Here is a 15,278-nt window from a genome sequence, read left to right as displayed (position 1 = left end):
TGCATGCCGGACCTGAACCAGATCATCACCGTGGTCGGCTACAGCCTCATGGGCCTGCTGGCGGCCATGATGGGGTCGCTGGGCCTGGCCGCGCTGTGGACCTGGCGCGACTGGCCCGGCGCCGACCGCCTGACCGGCCTGGCCGCGCGGCTCGCGATCCTCACGTGGATGGTGGGTGGCGTGATGCTGGTCGTCGGCGGGCTGGCGATGGCTGGCCTGGCGGCCTGGGTCATCTTCTGGGCGTCCAAGCCGCTGCCCTCGACACTGCTCGGCATCGCGGGCTACGTGGCCTCGCGGGCCGTGCTCGTGGTCATGGCGGTGCTGCTGGTGCGCAAGGGCGGGCTGGTGCTCGCGGCCTGGTGGGGCGCGAGGAAAGAAGAGGGCGCGCCCGAAGCGCCAGGCAGCGCTACAGCACGAAAGGAATGAAGCGCCGCGTGCCGCGCATGTAGTCGCGGTAGGTGTCGCCGAAATGCGCGAGGCATTCCTTCTCGTCGCGCAGCGCCGTCAGGAAGAGGAACAGCGTGGCCATCAGCACGAGCGCCAGCGTGAGCCAGGTGAACTGCTTGAGGAACGCGCCCCAGGCCAGCAGCATCAGCGCCGTGTACATCGGGTGGCGGATGTAGCGGAAGGCGCCGGTGGTCACCAGCGCCGAGGTCTTTTCAAAGCCGTACAGGGCCGGGTCGTCGTTGCGCGCCTCGCTCGGCTTGCCCTGCGCCTTGAGCAGCCGCACCGCGTGGATCGGCAGCCAGATCGACAGCGCCAGCAGCACGCACGAGAGCAGCTGCGTGAACGAGAGCGGATCGACATGCCACACCGGCAGGTTCAGCACGATCAGCACCAGCATGCATTCCCACGCGAAGAAGCGGTAGAAGCCGTGCGAGCCGGGCTGGCTCAGCGGCCCGCGCGACACGTACAGCAGCGCGGCCGTGCCGGCGACGAAAAGAAAGAGCTGGAACCAGAGGAGCATGGCGGCCGAATTTACACGGCCCGCAAGACTCAGCCGGAGATCGAAAACCCGCCGTCGACCGGGATGGCGGTGCCGGTCACGTAGTCGGAGGCGGCGCTGGCCAGGAACACGGCGGTGCCTGCGATGTCCGAGGGCTGCCCCCAGCGGCCGGCGGCGGCACGCGTCTTCACGCGCTCGTACAGGCCCGGGATCTGGTTGCGCGCACCGTCGGTCAGCTCGGTCTCGAACCAGCCCGGAAGGATGGCGTTGACCTGGATCTGGTCGACCGCCCACGAGAGCGCGGTCGACTTGGTGAGCTGCACGATGCCGGCCTTGCTCGCGGCGTAGGCCGGCGCGTAGGGCGCGCCGAAGATCGACATCATCGAGCCGATGTTGATGATCTTGCCGCCGCCCGCGGCCTTGAGGTGCGGGTGCGCGGCGCGGCTGCACAGGAAGGCGCTGGTGAGGTTGGTGTCCATCACCTGGTGCCACTCGGCCAGCGCGAGCTGGTCGACCGGCTTGCGCACCGTGGTGCCGGCGTTGTTCACGAGGATGTCGAGCCGGCCGCAGCGCGCGGCGACCTCGTCGAAGGCCTTCTGCACCGAGGCTTCGTCGGTCACGTCGAGCGCGAGCGCGAAGCTGTCGCTGCCCAATGCCTTCAGCGATTCGACCGCGGCGGCCGACTTCTGCGCATTGCGCGCCGCGATGATGACGCGGGCGCCGGCTTTGGCGAGGCCCTGCGCCATGCCGAGGCCGATGCCGCCGTTGCCGCCGGTGACGAGCGCGACTTTTCCTGTGAGATCGAACATCAGGTGGAGCTTAGGTGGTGGTGGGTTTCTTGGAGACGAGCGTCAGGATATCGTAGCTCGCGACCAACTCGCCCAGCTGGTTGGTCACCTCCACGTCCCAGGCCACCACGCCCTGGCCCTGGCCGCTCGCGTCCTTCTTGTTGCGGTCGATCTTGCGCTTGCAGGTCAGGCGCGCCTGGATGGTGTCGCCGATGCCCACGGGCTTGACGAAGCGCAGCGTGTCCAGGCCGTAGTTGGCCAGCACCGGGCCGGGCGAGGGCGAGACGAACAGGCCCGCGGCCGCCGACAGCACGAAATAGCCGTGCGCGATGCGCTTGCCGAAGGGCGAGGCCTTGGCCGCCTCTTCGTCGAAGTGCATGTAGAAGTAGTCGCCCGAGATGCCGCCGAAGGCGACGATGTCGGCCTCGCCCACGGTGCGGCGGTGCGTGAGCAGCGAGTCGCCGATGCGCAGTTCTTCGAAGTAGCGGCGGAAGGGGTGCACCTCGCTCTCGCGCAGCGCGGCGCCGCGCACGTGCTCGCCGGTCACGGCCGCGAGCATGGTGGGCGAGCCCTGCAGCGCGGCGCGCTGCAGGTAGTGCTTCACGGCGCGCAGGCCGCCGAGCTCTTCGCCGCCGCCCGCGCGGCCCGGGCCGCCGTGCTTGAGCACCGGCAGCGGCGAGCCGTGGCCGGTCGATTCGGCGGCGGCCTCGCGGTCGAGCACCAGCAGGCGGCCGTGCCAGGCGGCAGCCACCGGAATGGCCTTGGCCGCAATGGCCGGGTCGCGCGTGACCAGCGTGCCCACGAGGCTGCCCTTGCCGCGCGCGGCCAGCGCCAGCGCTTCGTCGATGCCGTCGTAAGGCATGAGCGTGCTGACGGGGCCGAAGGCCTCGACGTCGTGCGCCGCATCGTGTTCGAGCGGCTTGCGGCTCAAGAGCAGCGTGGGCGCGAAGAACGCGCCTTCGCCCACACCGTCGCCCACGGGCGCGAAGCCGTCGCGTTCGCCGTACACCAGCTCCGCGCCCTGCAGCAGCGTGGCGACGCGCTCGGCCACGTCGGCCTGCTGGTCGCGCGAAGCGAGGGCGCCCATGCGCACGTCTTCGCGCGAGGGGTCGCCGATGACGGTCTTGGCCAGGCGCGCGCGCAGCTTCTCGGCCACCGCATCGAGGTGCTGGCGCGGCACGATCGCGCGGCGGATGGCGGTGCACTTCTGGCCGGCCTTGATCGTCATCTCGCGCGCCACTTCCTTCACGAAGAGATCGAACTCCTCGTCGTCGGGCGTCACGTCGGGCGCGAGGATCGCGCAGTTCAGCGAGTCGGCCTCGGCGTTGAACGGGATCGACTGGCGCACCAGGTTCGCGTTCACGCGCAGCTTGGCGGCGGTGTCGGCCGAACCGGTGAAGGTGACCACGTCGGGCCCTTCGAGGCGGTCGAGCAGGTCGCCCGTGCTGCCGATCACGAGCTGCAGGCTGCCTTCGGGCAGGATGCCCGACTGCACGATGAGCTTCATCAGGGCCTCGGTGAGGTAGCTGGTGGCCGTGGCCGGCTTGCCGATGCAGGGCATGCCCGCCAGGAAGCTGGGCGCGAACTTCTCGAGCAGGCCCCACACCGGGAAGTTGAAGGCGTTGATGTGCACCGCCACGCCGCCGCGCGGCACCAGGATGTGCGTGCCCGCGAAGCCGCCCTTCTTGCCCAGCGGGAAGGCCGGGCCTTCGTGCACGAGGTTGCCCGAGGGCAGCTCGTTGGTGCCGATGCTGGCGTAGGCGCTGAGCGTGCCGGCGCCGCCCTCGATGTCGATCCAGCCGTCGGCGCGCGTGGCGCCCGTGTGAGCCGACACGGCATACAGCGCTTCCTTGTTCGCGGCCAGGTACTTGGCCAGCGCCTTCAGGCGCTCGGCGCGCTGCTGGAAGTCGAGCTTCATGAGTGCGGGGATGCCGACGCGGCGCGCGTGCGCCAGCGCCTCGGCGAAGTCGATGGCCTCGGCGTGCGTGCTCGCCACGGCCTGGCCGTTGACGGCGCTGCGCAGCGATTGCGCGGCTTGCTGGCCGATCCAGCGGCCGGCGATGTAGCTTTGAAGGGTGGTCATGGCGCGTGTCCTTTGAAGAGGGAAGGCGCAGCGGCGCGGTGCGCGCGCTGCGCGGGGGTCATTTCTTGTTGCCGATGCCCAGGTAGGTATCGATGATTCGCTGGTCGTGCAGCAGATCGCCGGCATTGCCTTCGAGCGCCACGGCGCCCATTTCGAGCACATAGGCGCGGTCGGCCACCTGCAGCGCGGCGCGGGCGTTCTGTTCCACCAGCAGCACCGAGACGCCGTGCTTGCGCAGCTGCGACACCACGCGCAGCACCTCGCGCACCACCAGCGGGGCCAGGCCCAGCGAAGGTTCGTCGAGCATCAGCAGGCGCGGGCGTGCCATGAGCGCGCGGCCGATGGCCAGCATCTGGCGCTCGCCGCCCGAGAGCGTGGAGGCCATCTGCGGACGGCGCTCCTTCAGGCGCGGAAAGATCTCGAAGATCTCGTCCATGCGCGCGCGCTGGTCGCGCTGGCCCTTGCGCCACTGGTAGAAGCCGCCGAGCAGCAGGTTGTCTTCGACCGACATTTCGCCGAACAGCTCGCGTCGCTCGGGCACCAGCGCCACGCCGCGCGCCACCATGGTCTCGACGCCGGGGCGCGCGATGCGCTCGCCGTCGAGCGACAGCTTGCCGGTCGACTGCAGCAGGCCCATGGCCGCGCACAGCAGCGTGGTCTTGCCGGCGCCGTTGGGGCCGATCACGGTGACGATCTCGCCCTCGTTCACGTGCAGGCGCACGCTGTGCACCGCCTCGACGGTGCGGTAGGCGACGCAGAAGTCTTCCAGTTGAAGAATGGGGTGGCTCATCGGGCGTCTTCCAGCAGTTCGTCGTCGGCGCCACCGAGGTAGGCCTCGAGCACGCGCGGGTTGGCCTGCACTTCGGCCGGCGTGCCGGTGGCGATCACGGTGCCGAACTCGAGCACGGTGATGCGGTCGGCGAGGTTCATCACGAACTCCATGTCGTGCTCCACCACGAGGATGCCCAGGCCTTCGGCACGCAGCTGGCCCAGCAGCTCCGACAGCGCGCGCTTTTCAAGATGGCGCAGGCCGGCGGCGGGTTCGTCCAGCAGCAGCACCGAGGGCTGGCCGGCGAGCGCGCGTGCGATCTCGACCACGCGCTGCTGCCCCAGCGAGAGCGAGGCGGCCGGCGTGTCGGCGTGCGCGCCCAGGCCGCAGCGCTCGATCTGCTTGCGGGCCTCGGCCATCAGAGCGGCCTCTTCGGCGCGGTCCAGCCGCAGCATCGCCGCGAGCCAGCCACGCCTGGCGCGCAGGTGCGCACCGAGCGCCACGTTCTCGACCACGCTGCGCTGGCCCAGCAGGCGCACGTGCTGGAAGGTGCGACCCAGGCCGCGCGCCGCGAAGGCGCGCGAGGGGCGGCCCGACATGGCGTCGCCTTCGAGCCGCACTTGGCCCGAACTGGGGTCGTCCACGCCCGAGATCATGTTGAAGAAGGTGCTCTTGCCCGCGCCGTTCGGTCCGATGAGCGCGTGGATCTCGCCGGCCTTCAGCGTCATCGAGATGTCGTTGTTGGCGATGAGGCCGCCGAAGCGCTTGCTGACCGCGTCGGCCTGCAAGAGCAGCGTGCCCGCCGCCGGCAGCACGCGCTGTGCGAGCTGCGCCGCCGGTGCGGCTGCGTTGGCTGCGGGCACCTTGGCCACCGGCCGCACCCAGCGGCTCACGAGCCGCGCCAGCGTGGGCCACAGGCCGTCGGCAAAACGCTGCAGCACGAACAGCATCAGCAGGCCGAACACCACCACCTCGAAGTTGCCGCTGGTGCCCAGCAGCGCGGGCAGGATGTCCTGCAGCTTCTCCTTCAGCAGCGTGATCAGCGTGGCGCCGAGCACCGCGCCCCACAGGTGGCCCGCGCCGCCGACCACCGCCATGAACAGCATCTCGATGCCGATGTTGAGGTTGAAGGGCGTCGGGTTCACGAAGCGCTGCATGTGCGCGTAGAGCCAGCCCGACACCGCCGCCAGCAGCGCGGCCAGCACGAACAGCTTGATGCGGTGGCGCGCCGTGTCGACGCCCATCGATTCGGCCATGAGCCGGCCGCCCTTGAGCGCGCGGATGGCGCGGCCTTCGCGCGAGTCGAGCAGGTTGTGCAGCGCCCACAGCGCCAGCAGCAGCACGGCCCAGATCACCACGCCGAGCGCGCGCGGCGAGGCCAGCGAGACGCCTGCGACCACCAGCGGCGGCACGCCCGTGATGCCGGTCTGGCCGCCCAGGAACTCCATGTTGCCGAGCAGGAAGTACAGGCTCAGGCCCCAGGCGATGGTGCACAGCGGCAGGTAGTGGCCCGACAGCTTGAGCGTGACCGCGCCGAGCGCCCAGGCCAGCGCGAAGGTCAGCACCAGCCCGAGCAGCAGGCCGAGCCACGGCACCAGCGCCGAACCGGCGATGCCGCCGAGCCAGCCCGCGGCCGTGGGCGAGGTGCAGATCCACGCGGTGGCATACGCGCCCATGCCGACGAACGCGGCCTGGCCGAAGGAGGTCATGCCGCCCACGCCGGTCAGCATGACCAGCCCGGCGGCCACCAGTGCGTACAGGCCGATGTTGCTGAGCACCGCGACCGTGAAGTCGGGCAGCCAGCCCCAGGCCAGCGCGAGCGCCACGATGCACACCAGCGTGAGCGTGCGCGGCGTGACCAGCGGACGGCCGGCGTGCGCGGCGGTGGCGGGCGAAGATGAAGTCGACGGCGCGCTCATTCCTCGTCCTCCACGTGGTGGCTGCGCAGCGAACGCCACCACAGCACCGGAATGATCAAAGTGAACACCAGCACTTCCTTGTACGCGCTGGCCCAGAACGAAGAGAAGGCCTCCAGCAGGCCGACCAGCAGCGCGCCCGCGAGCGCCAGCGGGTAGCTCGCGAGCCCGCCGACGATGGCGGCCACGAAGCCCTTCAGGCCGATGAGAAAACCGGTGTCGTAGTAGACCGTGGTGATCGGTGCGATCAGCAGGCCCGACACCGCGCCGATGAGTGCCGCGAGCGCGAAGCTCAGGTCGCCCGACAGCTCGGTGGGAATGCCCGAGAGCCGCGCACCCACGCGGTTGATGGCCGTGGCGCGCAGCGCCTTGCCGACCATGGAGCGGCCGAAGAACCAGAACATGGCGATCACCAGCAGCAGCGTGACGCCCACCACGACGAGCGATTGCCCGCTCACGGGGATGCCGCCGATATCGAAGCGCACGTCGGAGAACGGCGTGGTGCGCGAACCTTCGGCACCGAAGAAGAACAGGCCCAGGCCGACCAGCACGCCGTGCAGCGCGACCGAGACGATCAGCAGCATCAGCACCGTGGCATCGGCCAGCGGGCGGTAGGCCAGGCGATAGAGCAACGGCCCCAGCGGCGCGATCAGCACCAGCGTGGTGACCGCCTGCATCGTCATCGACGTGGGCTTGAGGCCCAGCACCAGCACCGCGGCGATCGCGGGGAAGGCCACGCACCAGGTGAAGGCCGAGCGCCAGTCGATGGTCGCGCCGCGCTTCCAGCGCCACACCTCCACGGCCAGCGCCATGACGCCCAGCGCCACCAGCAGCCACAGCGTGGCCGGCGTGCGCCCGCCCTGCAGCGCCGCCATCGAGAGCGCACCGAAGGCGACGAACTCGCCCTGCGGGATGAAGATCACGCGCGTGACCGAAAACACCAGCACCAGCGCGAGCGCCATCAGTCCGTAGACCGCGCCGTTCACGATGCCGTCCTGCCCCAGCAACAGGGCAATCTGCAAGTCCATAAAACAACCTTCGGGCGTCGCCCGTGATTCAGATCAGGAACACCGAGGAACCGGCTTTGCCGGGCCTCAGGTGTTGCCCCCGGTAGGGGGTTGGAGAAGCGACACGAAGTGCGCGAAGCCTGGGGGCGAGTTCAGTGCTTCAGGGCTGGAATTTCCAGGCGCCGTTTTCGATCTTCACCATCACGCGCGCGCGCTGGTCCAGGCCCAGGTGGTCGGCCGCGGTCATGTTGAACACGCCGTGCGCGCCCGACACGTCCTTGGTCTGCTCGAGCGCATCGCGCAGCGCGGCGCGGAACTCGGGCGTGCCCGGCTGGGCCTTCTTCAGCGCGACCGGCACGGCCGAGCTCATCAACAGGCCCGCGTCCCAGGCGTGCGCGCCGAAGGTCGAGACCGTGCCCTTGCCATAGGCGGCTTCATAGGCGGCGACGTAGGCGAGCGCAGACTTCTTCACCGGGTTGCTGGCGGGCAGCTGGTCGGCCACGAGCACCGGGCCGGCCGGCAGGAAGGTGCCGTCCACGTCCTTGCCGCCCACGCGCAGGAAGTCGGCGTTGGCCACGCCGTGCGTCTGGTACATCTTGCCGGTGTAGCCGCGCTCCTTGAGCGTCTTCTGCGGCAGCGCGGCCGGCGTGCCGGAGCCGGCGACCAGCACCGCGTCGGGCTTGGCCGACATGAGCTTCAGCGCCTGGCCGGTGACCGAGGTGTCGGAGCGCGCATAGCGCTCGTTGGCCACGATCTTGATCTTCTTCAGGTCGGCGGCTTTGGCGAATTCCTGCGACCAGCCTTCGCCGTACGCGTCGGAGAAACCGATGAAGCCGACCGTCTTCACGCCGTTGGCGGCCATGTGCTCGGCGATGGCCAGCGACATCATGATGTCGTTCTGCGGCGTCTTGAAGACCCACTTCTTCTTGGCGTCCATCGGCTCGATGATGCGGGCCGAGGCGGCCACCGAGATCATCGGCGTCTGCGCTTCGCTGGCCACGTCGATCATCGCGAGCGAGGCCGGCGTGGTGGTCGAGCCCAGGATCACGTCGACCTTGTTCTCGGCGATCAGCTTGCGCGTGTTGTTCACGGCGGCCGTGGTGTCGGAGGCATCGTCCAGCACGATGTAGTTGATCTTCTGCCCGCCGATCGTCTTGGGCATCAGCGCGATGGTGTTCTTCTCGGGAATGCCGAGCGACGCCGCCGGCCCGGTGGCCGAGATGGTCACGCCGACGTTGACGTCGGCCCAGGCCGAGAGGGCCGTGGCGCACAGGGCGGCGATCAGCAGGGGCTTGAAGAATTTCATGGTTGGTTTGTCTCCGGGTTGAAAGGGGAAAGGCCGAGGGAAAAGCCGTGCGTTCAACGCTCGTCGAAGGACAGCGTGACGCGTTCGGTCAGGGGGTGGGCCTGGCAGGTCAGCACGAATCCCGCGGCCACCTCATTCTTGTCGAGAGCGAAGTTTCTTTCCATGCGGACTTCCCCGTCCACGCACTTCGCGCGGCAGGTGCCGCACACGCCCGAGGTGCACGAGAACGGCACCTCGAGCCCGGCCGCCGACGCCGCATCGAGGATGCTGGGCTGGCCCTCGGTGTAGGTGATCTCGCGCTGCAGGCCGTCGCGCACGATGGTCACGCGCGCCTGCTTGGCGTCGCCCGGCTGCGCCTCGTGCACCACCGCGCCGACCTGGCTGGCCGAGGGCAGCGCGACGCCGAAGCGCTCGATGTGGATGCGGTCTTCGGGCACGCCCGCGGCGAGCAGCGCGGCCTCGGCCTCGTCGTTCATCTGGAACGGGCCGCACACGTACACGTGGTCGATCTGCGCGGCGGGCACCACCGAGGCCAGGAACTCGCCGATCTTCTCGCGGTTCATCACGCCGAAGCCCAGCGGCGAATCGGTGTGCTCGTCGGAGAACACGTGCTGCAGCACGAGCCGCGTCATGTAGCGGTTCTTCAGGTCCTCGATCTCTTCCTTGAACATCGTGGACTGCAGCTGGCGGTTGCCGTAGATCAGCGTGAAGCGGCTCTTGGGCTCGCGCGCCAGCACGGTCTTCATGATCGACAGGATCGGCGTGATGCCGCTGCCGCCGGCGATGCCGACGTGGTGGCGCGAGGCCTCGGGCTCGATGGGAACGAAGAAGCGGCCTTGCGGCGCCATCACCTGCAGGCTGTCGCCGGGTTGCAGGTGGGCGTTGATCCAGTTGGAGAACACGCCGCCGCGCACCTTGCGTACGCCGACGCGCAGCTCGCCGTCGTCGAGGCCGGCGCAGATCGAATAGGAACGGCGCAGGTCCTGGCCGTCGATGTCATGGCGCAGCGTGAGGTACTGGCCCTGCGTGAAGCCGAAGACTTCGCGCAGCGCCGGCGGCACCTCGAACGAGACGATGACGGCCTCGTGCGTGTCGGGCTCGATGGCCTTCACGCGCAGGGGGTGGAAGAGGGTGCTCATCGTGGGCGTGCCTCAGATAGGCTTGAAATGTTCGAAGGGTTCGCGGCAGGCCATGCAGCGGTACAGGGCCTTGCACGCCGTGGAGCCGAAAGCAGACAGCCGCTCGGTGCGCTCGCTGGCGCAGCGCGGGCAGGCGATGCGCTCGCCGGCCATGCGGCCGAAGAGCTTGATCGGCATGGCGGTGTTGGAGGCCTGCTCGGGCGTTAGGTGCGCGGGCGGCGCGATGCCGTAGGCCTTGAGCTTGTCGCGGCCTTCGTCGCTGATCCAGTCGCTGGTCCAGGCGGGTGCGCGGCGCAGCGTGGCGCGCGCGCGGCCCAGGCCCGCGTTCTCGATGGCGGCCAGCACGTCGTGCTCGATGGCTTCCGTCGCGGGGCAGCCGGAGTACGTTGGCGTGAGCACGATCTCGAGGCCGTCGTCGTGTTCGATCACCTCGCGCACGATGCCCAGGTCGCAGACCGACACGGCCGGCACCTCGGGGTCGGGCACGGTGTGCAGCACGGCCCACGCCGCATCGACACGCGACGCCAGGGCGTTCGTCACCACACGCCTCCAGGGAAGCTGCGCTGCAGGTGCTGCATCTCGGCCAGGATGTAGCCCATGTGCTCGCTGTGCACGCCGTGCTTGCCGGTGCTGCGGAACGCGGCTTCCTTCGGCATGGCGAGGCCGGCGGCGTCGAGCACCTGCTGCATCTCGGCGAGCCAGGGCCCGCGCAGTTCGCTCCAGGCCGGGCCGAGGCCGCTGGCGCTGGCCTGTGCATCGACGTCGTCGCTGTCGAACAGCTCGGGCACGTAGAGCCACAGCTGCTTGAGCGCCTTCTCGGTGCGGCGGCGCGATTCGTCGGTGCCGTCGCCCAGGCGCACGACCCAGTCGGCCGAGTGCTGCTGGTGGTAGCGCGCTTCCTTCAGCGCCTTGCCGGCGATGGCGGCCACCTCGGCGTCGCTCGATGCGGCCAGGCGCTGCCACAGCAGCTTGAGCAGCGTGGCGACCATGGTGTTGCGCAGCACGGCAAAGGCGAAGTCGCCGCGCGGCAGCTCGACCAGCGTGAGGTTGAAGTAGTCGCGCTCGTCGCGCAGGTAGGCGAGCTGGTCTTCGTCGTGCGCACGACCGGCGCCTTCGAGCTGGCCGGCATGCGTGAGCACCGCGCGGGCCTGGCCGACGAGGTCGAGCGCGATGTTGGCCATCGCGATGTCTTCTTCGAGCACCGGTGCGTGGCCGCACCATTCGCCCAGGCGCTGCGCGAGCACCAGGCAGGTGTCGCCGATGCGCAGCAGGTAGTGCACGGCGGGCGTGCGGTTCAGTTCGATCGAGGCTTGCATGGCGTGCCGTTCCTGGCTCACATGTGGTCCACGGACTTGGGCAGCGCGTAGAAGGTGGGGTGGCGGTACACCTTGTCTTCGGCCGGGTCGAAGAACATGTCCTTGTCGCCCGGGTCGCTGGCCACGATCTGGTCGGAGCGCACCACCCAGATGCTGCTGCCTTCCTGGCGGCGCGTGTAGACGTCGCGCGCCATCTGGATCGCCATCTTCGGGTCGGCCGCGTGCAGGCTGCCGCAGTGCTTGTGGTCCAGGCCGGCCTTGCTGCGCACGAACACTTCCCACAGGGGCCACTCTTGCTTCATTTCGGTGCTCATGCTGCTTCCTTCATCGGTTGTTTGTTGGCGTGGGCCATTGCGGCTTCGCGCACCCAGGCGCCGTCGTCCCAGGCATCGACGCGGGCCTGCAGGCGTTCGCGATTGCAGGGGCCGTCGCCGGCGATCACGCGCCAGAATTCGCTCCAGTCGATGACGCCGAAGTCGTGCGACTGGCGTTCTTCGTTCCACTTGAGGTCGGGGTCGGGCAGCGTCACGCCGAGGATCGCGGCCTGTTCGACGGTGGCGTCGATGAACTTCTGGCGCAGCTCGTCGTTGCTGAAGCGCTTGATGCCCCAGCGCATCGACTGCGCCGAGTTGGGCGACTGGTCGTCGGGCGGGCCGAACATCATGATCGAGGGCCACCACCAGCGGTTGACCGCGTCTTGCACCATTGCCTTCTGCGCGTCGGTGCCCTGCTTCATCATCGTCAGCAGTGCTTCGTAGCCCTGGCGCTGGTGAAAGCTTTCCTCGCGGCAGATGCGGATCATGGCGCGCGCATACGGCGCGTACGAGCAGCGGCAGATCGGCACCTGGTTCATGATGGCCGCGCCATCGACCAGCCAGCCGATGGTGCCCATGTCGGCCCAGCTGAGCGTGGGGTAGTTGAAGATCGAGCTGTACTTGGCCTTGCCCGTGTGCAGCGCGTCGAACATCTGGTCGCGCGAGGTGCCCAGCGTTTCGGCGGCGGCGTACAGGTACAGGCCGTGGCCGCCCTCATCCTGCACCTTGGCCAAGAGGATGGCCTTGCGCTTGAGCGTGGGCGCGCGGCTGATCCAGTTGCCCTCGGGCAGCATGCCGACGATTTCCGAATGCGCGTGCTGGCTGATCTGGCGCACCAGCGTCTTGCGGTAGTGCTCGGGCATCCAGTCTTTCGCCTCGATGAAGTCGCCGGCGTCGATGCGCGCGTCGAAGCGTTCCTCGAGACGCAGCTCGTCGGCGGAGCGCACGGCCTTCTGCTTGCCGTCGCCTGCGTCCTTGCCCATCGTGTCCATGGCCTGGGTGTACATGTGCGTGTCCTTTCGGTGCGGTGTGTGGGGGCGCGCGGGCGGCTCAGCGCGGGCGCGTGTCGACGACGCGCCGGGCCTTGCCGGTCTGCGTGCGTTCCATTTCGTCGGGGCCGTGCACGACCACGCGGGTGGAGATGCCGATGAGCGTCTTCACGCGGTGCTGAACCCATTCGGAGATGGCGTTGCGGTCGGCCGCGGCGGCTTCGTGCGGCGTGAGTTCGCAGTGCACTTCGACCTGGTCGAGCAGGCCTTCGCGGCTCACGCGCACCTGGTACAGGCCGGTGAGGGCGCTGTGCGCGAGCACGATCTCTTCCACCTGCGTGGGGAAGACGTTCACGCCGCGGATGATCATCATGTCGTCGCTGCGCCCGACGATCTTGCCCATGCGGCGGAACGCGCGCGAGGTGGGCGGCAGCAGGCGCGTGAGGTCGCGCGTGCGGTAGCGCACGATCGGCATGGCCTCCTTGCTCAGCGAGGTGAAGACCAGTTCGCCTTCTTCGCTGTCGGCCTTCAGCTCGCCGGTCTCGGGGTCGATGATCTCGGGGTAGAAGTGGTCTTCCCAGATCACCGGGCCGTCCTTGCTCTCGACGCATTCGCTGGCCACGCCCGGGCCCATCACTTCGGAGAGGCCGTAGATGTCGACGGCGTCGATGCCGGCGCGCGTCTCGATGTCGCGGCGCATGGCTTCGGTCCACGGCTCGGCGCCGAAGATGCCGACCTTGAGCGAGCTGTCTTTGGCATCGAGGCCCTGGCGCTCGAACTGCTCGATGATCACCTGCATGTAGCTGGGCGTGACCATGATGATGTCGGGCTTGAAGTCCTGGATGAGCTGGACCTGCTTCTCGGTCTGGCCGCCCGACATCGGGATGACGGTGCAGCCCGCGCGCTCGGCGCCGTAGTGCGCGCCCAGGCCGCCGGTGAACAGGCCGTAGCCGTAGGCGACGTGGATCATGTCGCCGGGCCGTCCGCCCGCTGCGCGGATGGAGCGCGCGACGAGGTCGGCCCAGGTGTCGATGTCGTTCTTCGTGTAGCCCACCACGGTCGGCTTGCCGGTGGTGCCCGACGACGCGTGGATGCGCGCGACCTGCGTGCGCGGCACGGCGAACATGCCGAAGGGGTAGTTGTCGCGCAGGTCGGTCTTCACCGTGAACGGGAATTTCGACAGGTCGGCCAGCGACTTCAGGTCGTCGGGGTGCACGCCCTTGGCATCGAAGGCCTGGCGGTAGTGCGGCACGTTGTCGTAGGCGTTGCGCAGCGTGGCGCGCAGGCGCGTGAGCTGCAGGGCGGCGATCTCGTCGCGGCTGGCGGTTTCGATCGGCTCGAGGTCGCCGGGGGCGGGGCGTTTCACGGTCATGGTGGGGTGTCTCCTCAAGCGGCCGGGACGGCCGGCCGGCCCTTGGCGGTGTAGGAGCGACCGCGGAACATCGCGATGCGCTCGCCGCGCTGGTTGGTGATTTCGGTGTCGTACACGCCGGTGCGGCCGGCCTTGGAGACTTCGAAGCAGCGCGCGGTGAGCACGTCGCCCTCGCGCGCCGGCGCGAGGAAGTCGATGGCGAAGCCCGAGGCCACGGTCAGCTCGTTGTACGAGTTGCAGGCGAAGGCGAAGGTGGAGTCGGCCAGCGTGGCCATGAAGCCGCCGTGGCAGATGGCGTGGCCGTTGAGCATGTCGGGGCGCACGCGCATCTCGAGCGTGGCCTGACCGGGGCCGACCTCCACGATGCGCATGCCCAGGCCCTTGCTGGCGTTGTCGTTCGCGAACATGCCGTCGCGCACGAACTCGGCGGTCTGTTGCGGGGTGCGGGAAGCGTCGGTCATCTCAGCGGTCCTTGAACACCGGGGCGCGCTTGGCGCGGAAAGCCTCGACACCTTCGCGGTAGTCGTCGGCATTGCCCATCTCGCGTTGGATGCGCGCTTCTTCGGCAAGTGCCGCGCCCAGGTCGAGGTTTTGCGCGGCGGCCATCGCTTCGCGGGTGGCGACCAGCGCGCGCGTGGGCATGCCGGCCAGGCGCGCCGCCAGCGCGGCGGCGGTGTCGGCCAAGGCCGCGTCGTCCACGCACTGCCAGATGAGGCCGATGCGCGCGGCGTCTTCGGCCGGGAGCTTGTCGCCCAGCATCGCGATGCCCAGCGCGCGCGCCGGGCCTACGAGGCGCGGCAGCAGCCAGGTGCCGCCGGTGTCGGGCACGAGGCCGATCTTGGTGAAGGCCTGGATGAAGCTGGCCGAGCGGCCCGCCACGACGAGGTCGCAGCACAGCGCGAGGTTGGCGCCCGCGCCGGCCGCCACGCCGTTGACGGCGGCAACCACCGGCACCGGCATCGAGCGCAGGCGTGCGACCAGCGGGCCGTAATAAGCAGAGATGACGTGGCCCAGGTCCTTGGGCGCGGCGCCCGGCGTGGGGTCGGGTGCGACCGACGGGTCGGCCAGGTCCTGCCCCGCGCAGAAGGCGCGGCCGGCGCCGGTGAGCACCACGCAGCGCACGCTGCTGTCGGCGGCAGCGGCTTCGAGCGCGGCCAGCAACTCGGCATGCAACCCGGTCGTGAAGCTGTTGAGCGCCGCGGGGCGGTTCAGGCTCAGCGTGCGGACGGCGCCGGCGTTGCTGATGAGTACCAAAGGCTCAGTCATGCGTGTCTCTTTCATCCTGTGTGGGCCGGATCGGGAGGTCAAACACTATTGACCGACCGTTCGGTTG

Annotated in this window: 16 protein-coding genes; 1 reads left to right on the top strand and 15 read right to left on the bottom strand. The window is 69.3% G+C overall.

Annotated features, from left to right (window positions below; all coding sequences use genetic code 11):
* Positions 1 to 3: 3 nt before the first annotated feature.
* Entirely contained in the window at positions 4 to 426 is a 423-nt protein-coding gene (locus tag ACAM52_RS21195) for a hypothetical protein (RefSeq protein ID WP_369644535.1), read from the top strand.
* On the opposite strand, the gene ACAM52_RS21190 is transcribed toward ACAM52_RS21195, so the two are convergent.
* From ACAM52_RS21190 to ACAM52_RS21120, 15 genes are all read right to left on the bottom strand, one after another.
* Entirely contained in the window at positions 407 to 967 is a 561-nt protein-coding gene (locus ACAM52_RS21190) for an isoprenylcysteine carboxylmethyltransferase family protein (RefSeq protein ID WP_307584171.1), read from the bottom strand. The genes ACAM52_RS21195 and ACAM52_RS21190 overlap by 20 nt on opposite strands.
* Before the next feature lie 29 nt (positions 968 to 996).
* Positions 997 to 1,755 carry an SDR family NAD(P)-dependent oxidoreductase gene (locus tag ACAM52_RS21185; protein ID WP_369644534.1) on the bottom strand — a complete coding sequence of 253 codons (759 nt, stop codon included), beginning with the start codon at positions 1,753 to 1,755 and terminating at the stop codon, positions 997 to 999.
* 10 nt (positions 1,756 to 1,765) lie between these two features.
* Positions 1,766 to 3,817 (bottom strand): phenylacetic acid degradation bifunctional protein PaaZ, encoded by a 2,052-nt coding sequence (gene paaZ / locus ACAM52_RS21180; protein ID WP_369644533.1) that lies wholly within the window; start codon positions 3,815 to 3,817, stop codon positions 1,766 to 1,768.
* A gap of 58 nt (positions 3,818 to 3,875) precedes the next feature.
* A complete protein-coding gene (locus ACAM52_RS21175) occupies positions 3,876 to 4,607 on the bottom strand; it encodes an ABC transporter ATP-binding protein (protein ID WP_062478652.1) in 732 nt (243 codons plus the stop codon).
* Complete coding sequence (locus ACAM52_RS21170) at positions 4,604 to 6,505, bottom strand: ATP-binding cassette domain-containing protein (RefSeq protein WP_369644532.1); 1,902 nt, start codon at positions 6,503 to 6,505, stop codon at positions 4,604 to 4,606. Before ACAM52_RS21170 ends, ACAM52_RS21175 begins: the two co-directional genes overlap by 4 nt.
* The gene (locus ACAM52_RS21165; RefSeq protein WP_062478648.1) at positions 6,502 to 7,530 is read right to left on the bottom strand and encodes a branched-chain amino acid ABC transporter permease; all 1,029 of its coding nucleotides are present in this window, start codon (positions 7,528 to 7,530) and stop codon (positions 6,502 to 6,504) included. The genes ACAM52_RS21170 and ACAM52_RS21165 overlap by 4 nt, the downstream gene beginning before the upstream one ends.
* Before the next feature lie 139 nt (positions 7,531 to 7,669).
* Positions 7,670 to 8,815: an ABC transporter substrate-binding protein gene (locus tag ACAM52_RS21160; RefSeq protein ID WP_070063655.1), complete on the bottom strand. Its 1,146-nt coding sequence runs from the start codon at positions 8,813 to 8,815 to the stop codon at positions 7,670 to 7,672.
* 53 nt (positions 8,816 to 8,868) lie between these two features.
* On the bottom strand, positions 8,869 to 9,954 hold the full coding sequence (gene paaE, locus ACAM52_RS21155) for a 1,2-phenylacetyl-CoA epoxidase subunit PaaE (protein WP_369644531.1): 1,086 nt from the start codon (positions 9,952 to 9,954) through the stop codon (positions 8,869 to 8,871).
* Between the two features lie 12 nt (positions 9,955 to 9,966).
* Positions 9,967 to 10,494 (bottom strand): 1,2-phenylacetyl-CoA epoxidase subunit PaaD, encoded by a 528-nt coding sequence (paaD, locus tag ACAM52_RS21150; RefSeq protein ID WP_369644530.1) that lies wholly within the window; start codon positions 10,492 to 10,494, stop codon positions 9,967 to 9,969.
* Positions 10,491 to 11,270 carry a 1,2-phenylacetyl-CoA epoxidase subunit PaaC gene (gene paaC, locus ACAM52_RS21145; RefSeq protein WP_369644529.1) on the bottom strand — a complete coding sequence of 260 codons (780 nt, stop codon included), beginning with the start codon at positions 11,268 to 11,270 and terminating at the stop codon, positions 10,491 to 10,493. The genes paaD and paaC overlap by 4 nt, the downstream gene beginning before the upstream one ends.
* 17 nt (positions 11,271 to 11,287) lie before the next feature.
* Positions 11,288 to 11,584, bottom strand: coding sequence for a 1,2-phenylacetyl-CoA epoxidase subunit PaaB (gene paaB / locus ACAM52_RS21140; RefSeq protein ID WP_159275003.1), 297 nt, complete (start codon positions 11,582 to 11,584; stop codon positions 11,288 to 11,290).
* Entirely contained in the window at positions 11,581 to 12,591 is a 1,011-nt protein-coding gene (paaA, locus tag ACAM52_RS21135) for a 1,2-phenylacetyl-CoA epoxidase subunit PaaA (RefSeq protein ID WP_369644528.1), read from the bottom strand. Before paaA ends, paaB begins: the two co-directional genes overlap by 4 nt.
* Before the next feature lie 43 nt (positions 12,592 to 12,634).
* The gene (gene paaK, locus ACAM52_RS21130) at positions 12,635 to 13,945 is read right to left on the bottom strand and encodes a phenylacetate--CoA ligase PaaK (RefSeq protein ID WP_369644527.1); all 1,311 of its coding nucleotides are present in this window, start codon (positions 13,943 to 13,945) and stop codon (positions 12,635 to 12,637) included.
* Between the two features lie 14 nt (positions 13,946 to 13,959).
* Complete coding sequence (gene paaI, locus ACAM52_RS21125) at positions 13,960 to 14,406, bottom strand: hydroxyphenylacetyl-CoA thioesterase PaaI (protein ID WP_056578139.1); 447 nt, start codon at positions 14,404 to 14,406, stop codon at positions 13,960 to 13,962.
* Position 14,407: 1 nt separating this feature from the next.
* On the bottom strand, positions 14,408 to 15,211 hold the full coding sequence (locus ACAM52_RS21120; protein WP_369644526.1) for an enoyl-CoA hydratase-related protein: 804 nt from the start codon (positions 15,209 to 15,211) through the stop codon (positions 14,408 to 14,410).
* Positions 15,212 to 15,278 lie beyond the last annotated feature (67 nt).

It is taken from the genome of Variovorax sp. V118 (genome assembly GCF_041154445.1).
GTDB classification, from domain to species: Bacteria; Pseudomonadota; Gammaproteobacteria; order Burkholderiales; family Burkholderiaceae_C; genus Variovorax; species Variovorax boronicumulans.
This window is presented reverse-complemented; position numbering and strand designations above follow the sequence as displayed.

What these genes read in the sequence shown, in the direction of transcription:
- ACAM52_RS21195 (WP_369644535.1), top strand. Translation starts at nt 4, where the DNA reads ATGCCGGACCTGAACCAGATCATCACCGTGGTCGGCTACAGCCTCATG.
- ACAM52_RS21190 (WP_307584171.1), bottom strand. Translation starts at nt 967, where the DNA reads ATGCTCCTCTGGTTCCAGCTCTTTCTTTTCGTCGCCGGCACGGCCGCG.
- ACAM52_RS21185 (WP_369644534.1), bottom strand. Translation starts at nt 1,755, where the DNA reads ATGTTCGATCTCACAGGAAAAGTCGCGCTCGTCACCGGCGGCAACGGC.
- paaZ (WP_369644533.1), bottom strand. Translation starts at nt 3,817, where the DNA reads ATGACCACCCTTCAAAGCTACATCGCCGGCCGCTGGATCGGCCAGCAA.
- ACAM52_RS21175 (WP_062478652.1), bottom strand. Translation starts at nt 4,607, where the DNA reads ATGAGCCACCCCATTCTTCAACTGGAAGACTTCTGCGTCGCCTACCGC.
- ACAM52_RS21170 (WP_369644532.1), bottom strand. Translation starts at nt 6,505, where the DNA reads ATGAGCGCGCCGTCGACTTCATCTTCGCCCGCCACCGCCGCGCACGCC.
- ACAM52_RS21165 (WP_062478648.1), bottom strand. Translation starts at nt 7,530, where the DNA reads ATGGACTTGCAGATTGCCCTGTTGCTGGGGCAGGACGGCATCGTGAAC.
- ACAM52_RS21160 (WP_070063655.1), bottom strand. Translation starts at nt 8,815, where the DNA reads ATGAAATTCTTCAAGCCCCTGCTGATCGCCGCCCTGTGCGCCACGGCC.
- paaE (WP_369644531.1), bottom strand. Translation starts at nt 9,954, where the DNA reads ATGAGCACCCTCTTCCACCCCCTGCGCGTGAAGGCCATCGAGCCCGAC.
- paaC (WP_369644529.1), bottom strand. Translation starts at nt 11,270, where the DNA reads ATGCAAGCCTCGATCGAACTGAACCGCACGCCCGCCGTGCACTACCTG.
- paaB (WP_159275003.1), bottom strand. Translation starts at nt 11,584, where the DNA reads ATGAGCACCGAAATGAAGCAAGAGTGGCCCCTGTGGGAAGTGTTCGTG.
- paaA (WP_369644528.1), bottom strand. Translation starts at nt 12,591, where the DNA reads ATGTACACCCAGGCCATGGACACGATGGGCAAGGACGCAGGCGACGGC.
- paaK (WP_369644527.1), bottom strand. Translation starts at nt 13,945, where the DNA reads ATGACCGTGAAACGCCCCGCCCCCGGCGACCTCGAGCCGATCGAAACC.
- paaI (WP_056578139.1), bottom strand. Translation starts at nt 14,406, where the DNA reads ATGACCGACGCTTCCCGCACCCCGCAACAGACCGCCGAGTTCGTGCGC.
- ACAM52_RS21120 (WP_369644526.1), bottom strand. Translation starts at nt 15,211, where the DNA reads ATGACTGAGCCTTTGGTACTCATCAGCAACGCCGGCGCCGTCCGCACG.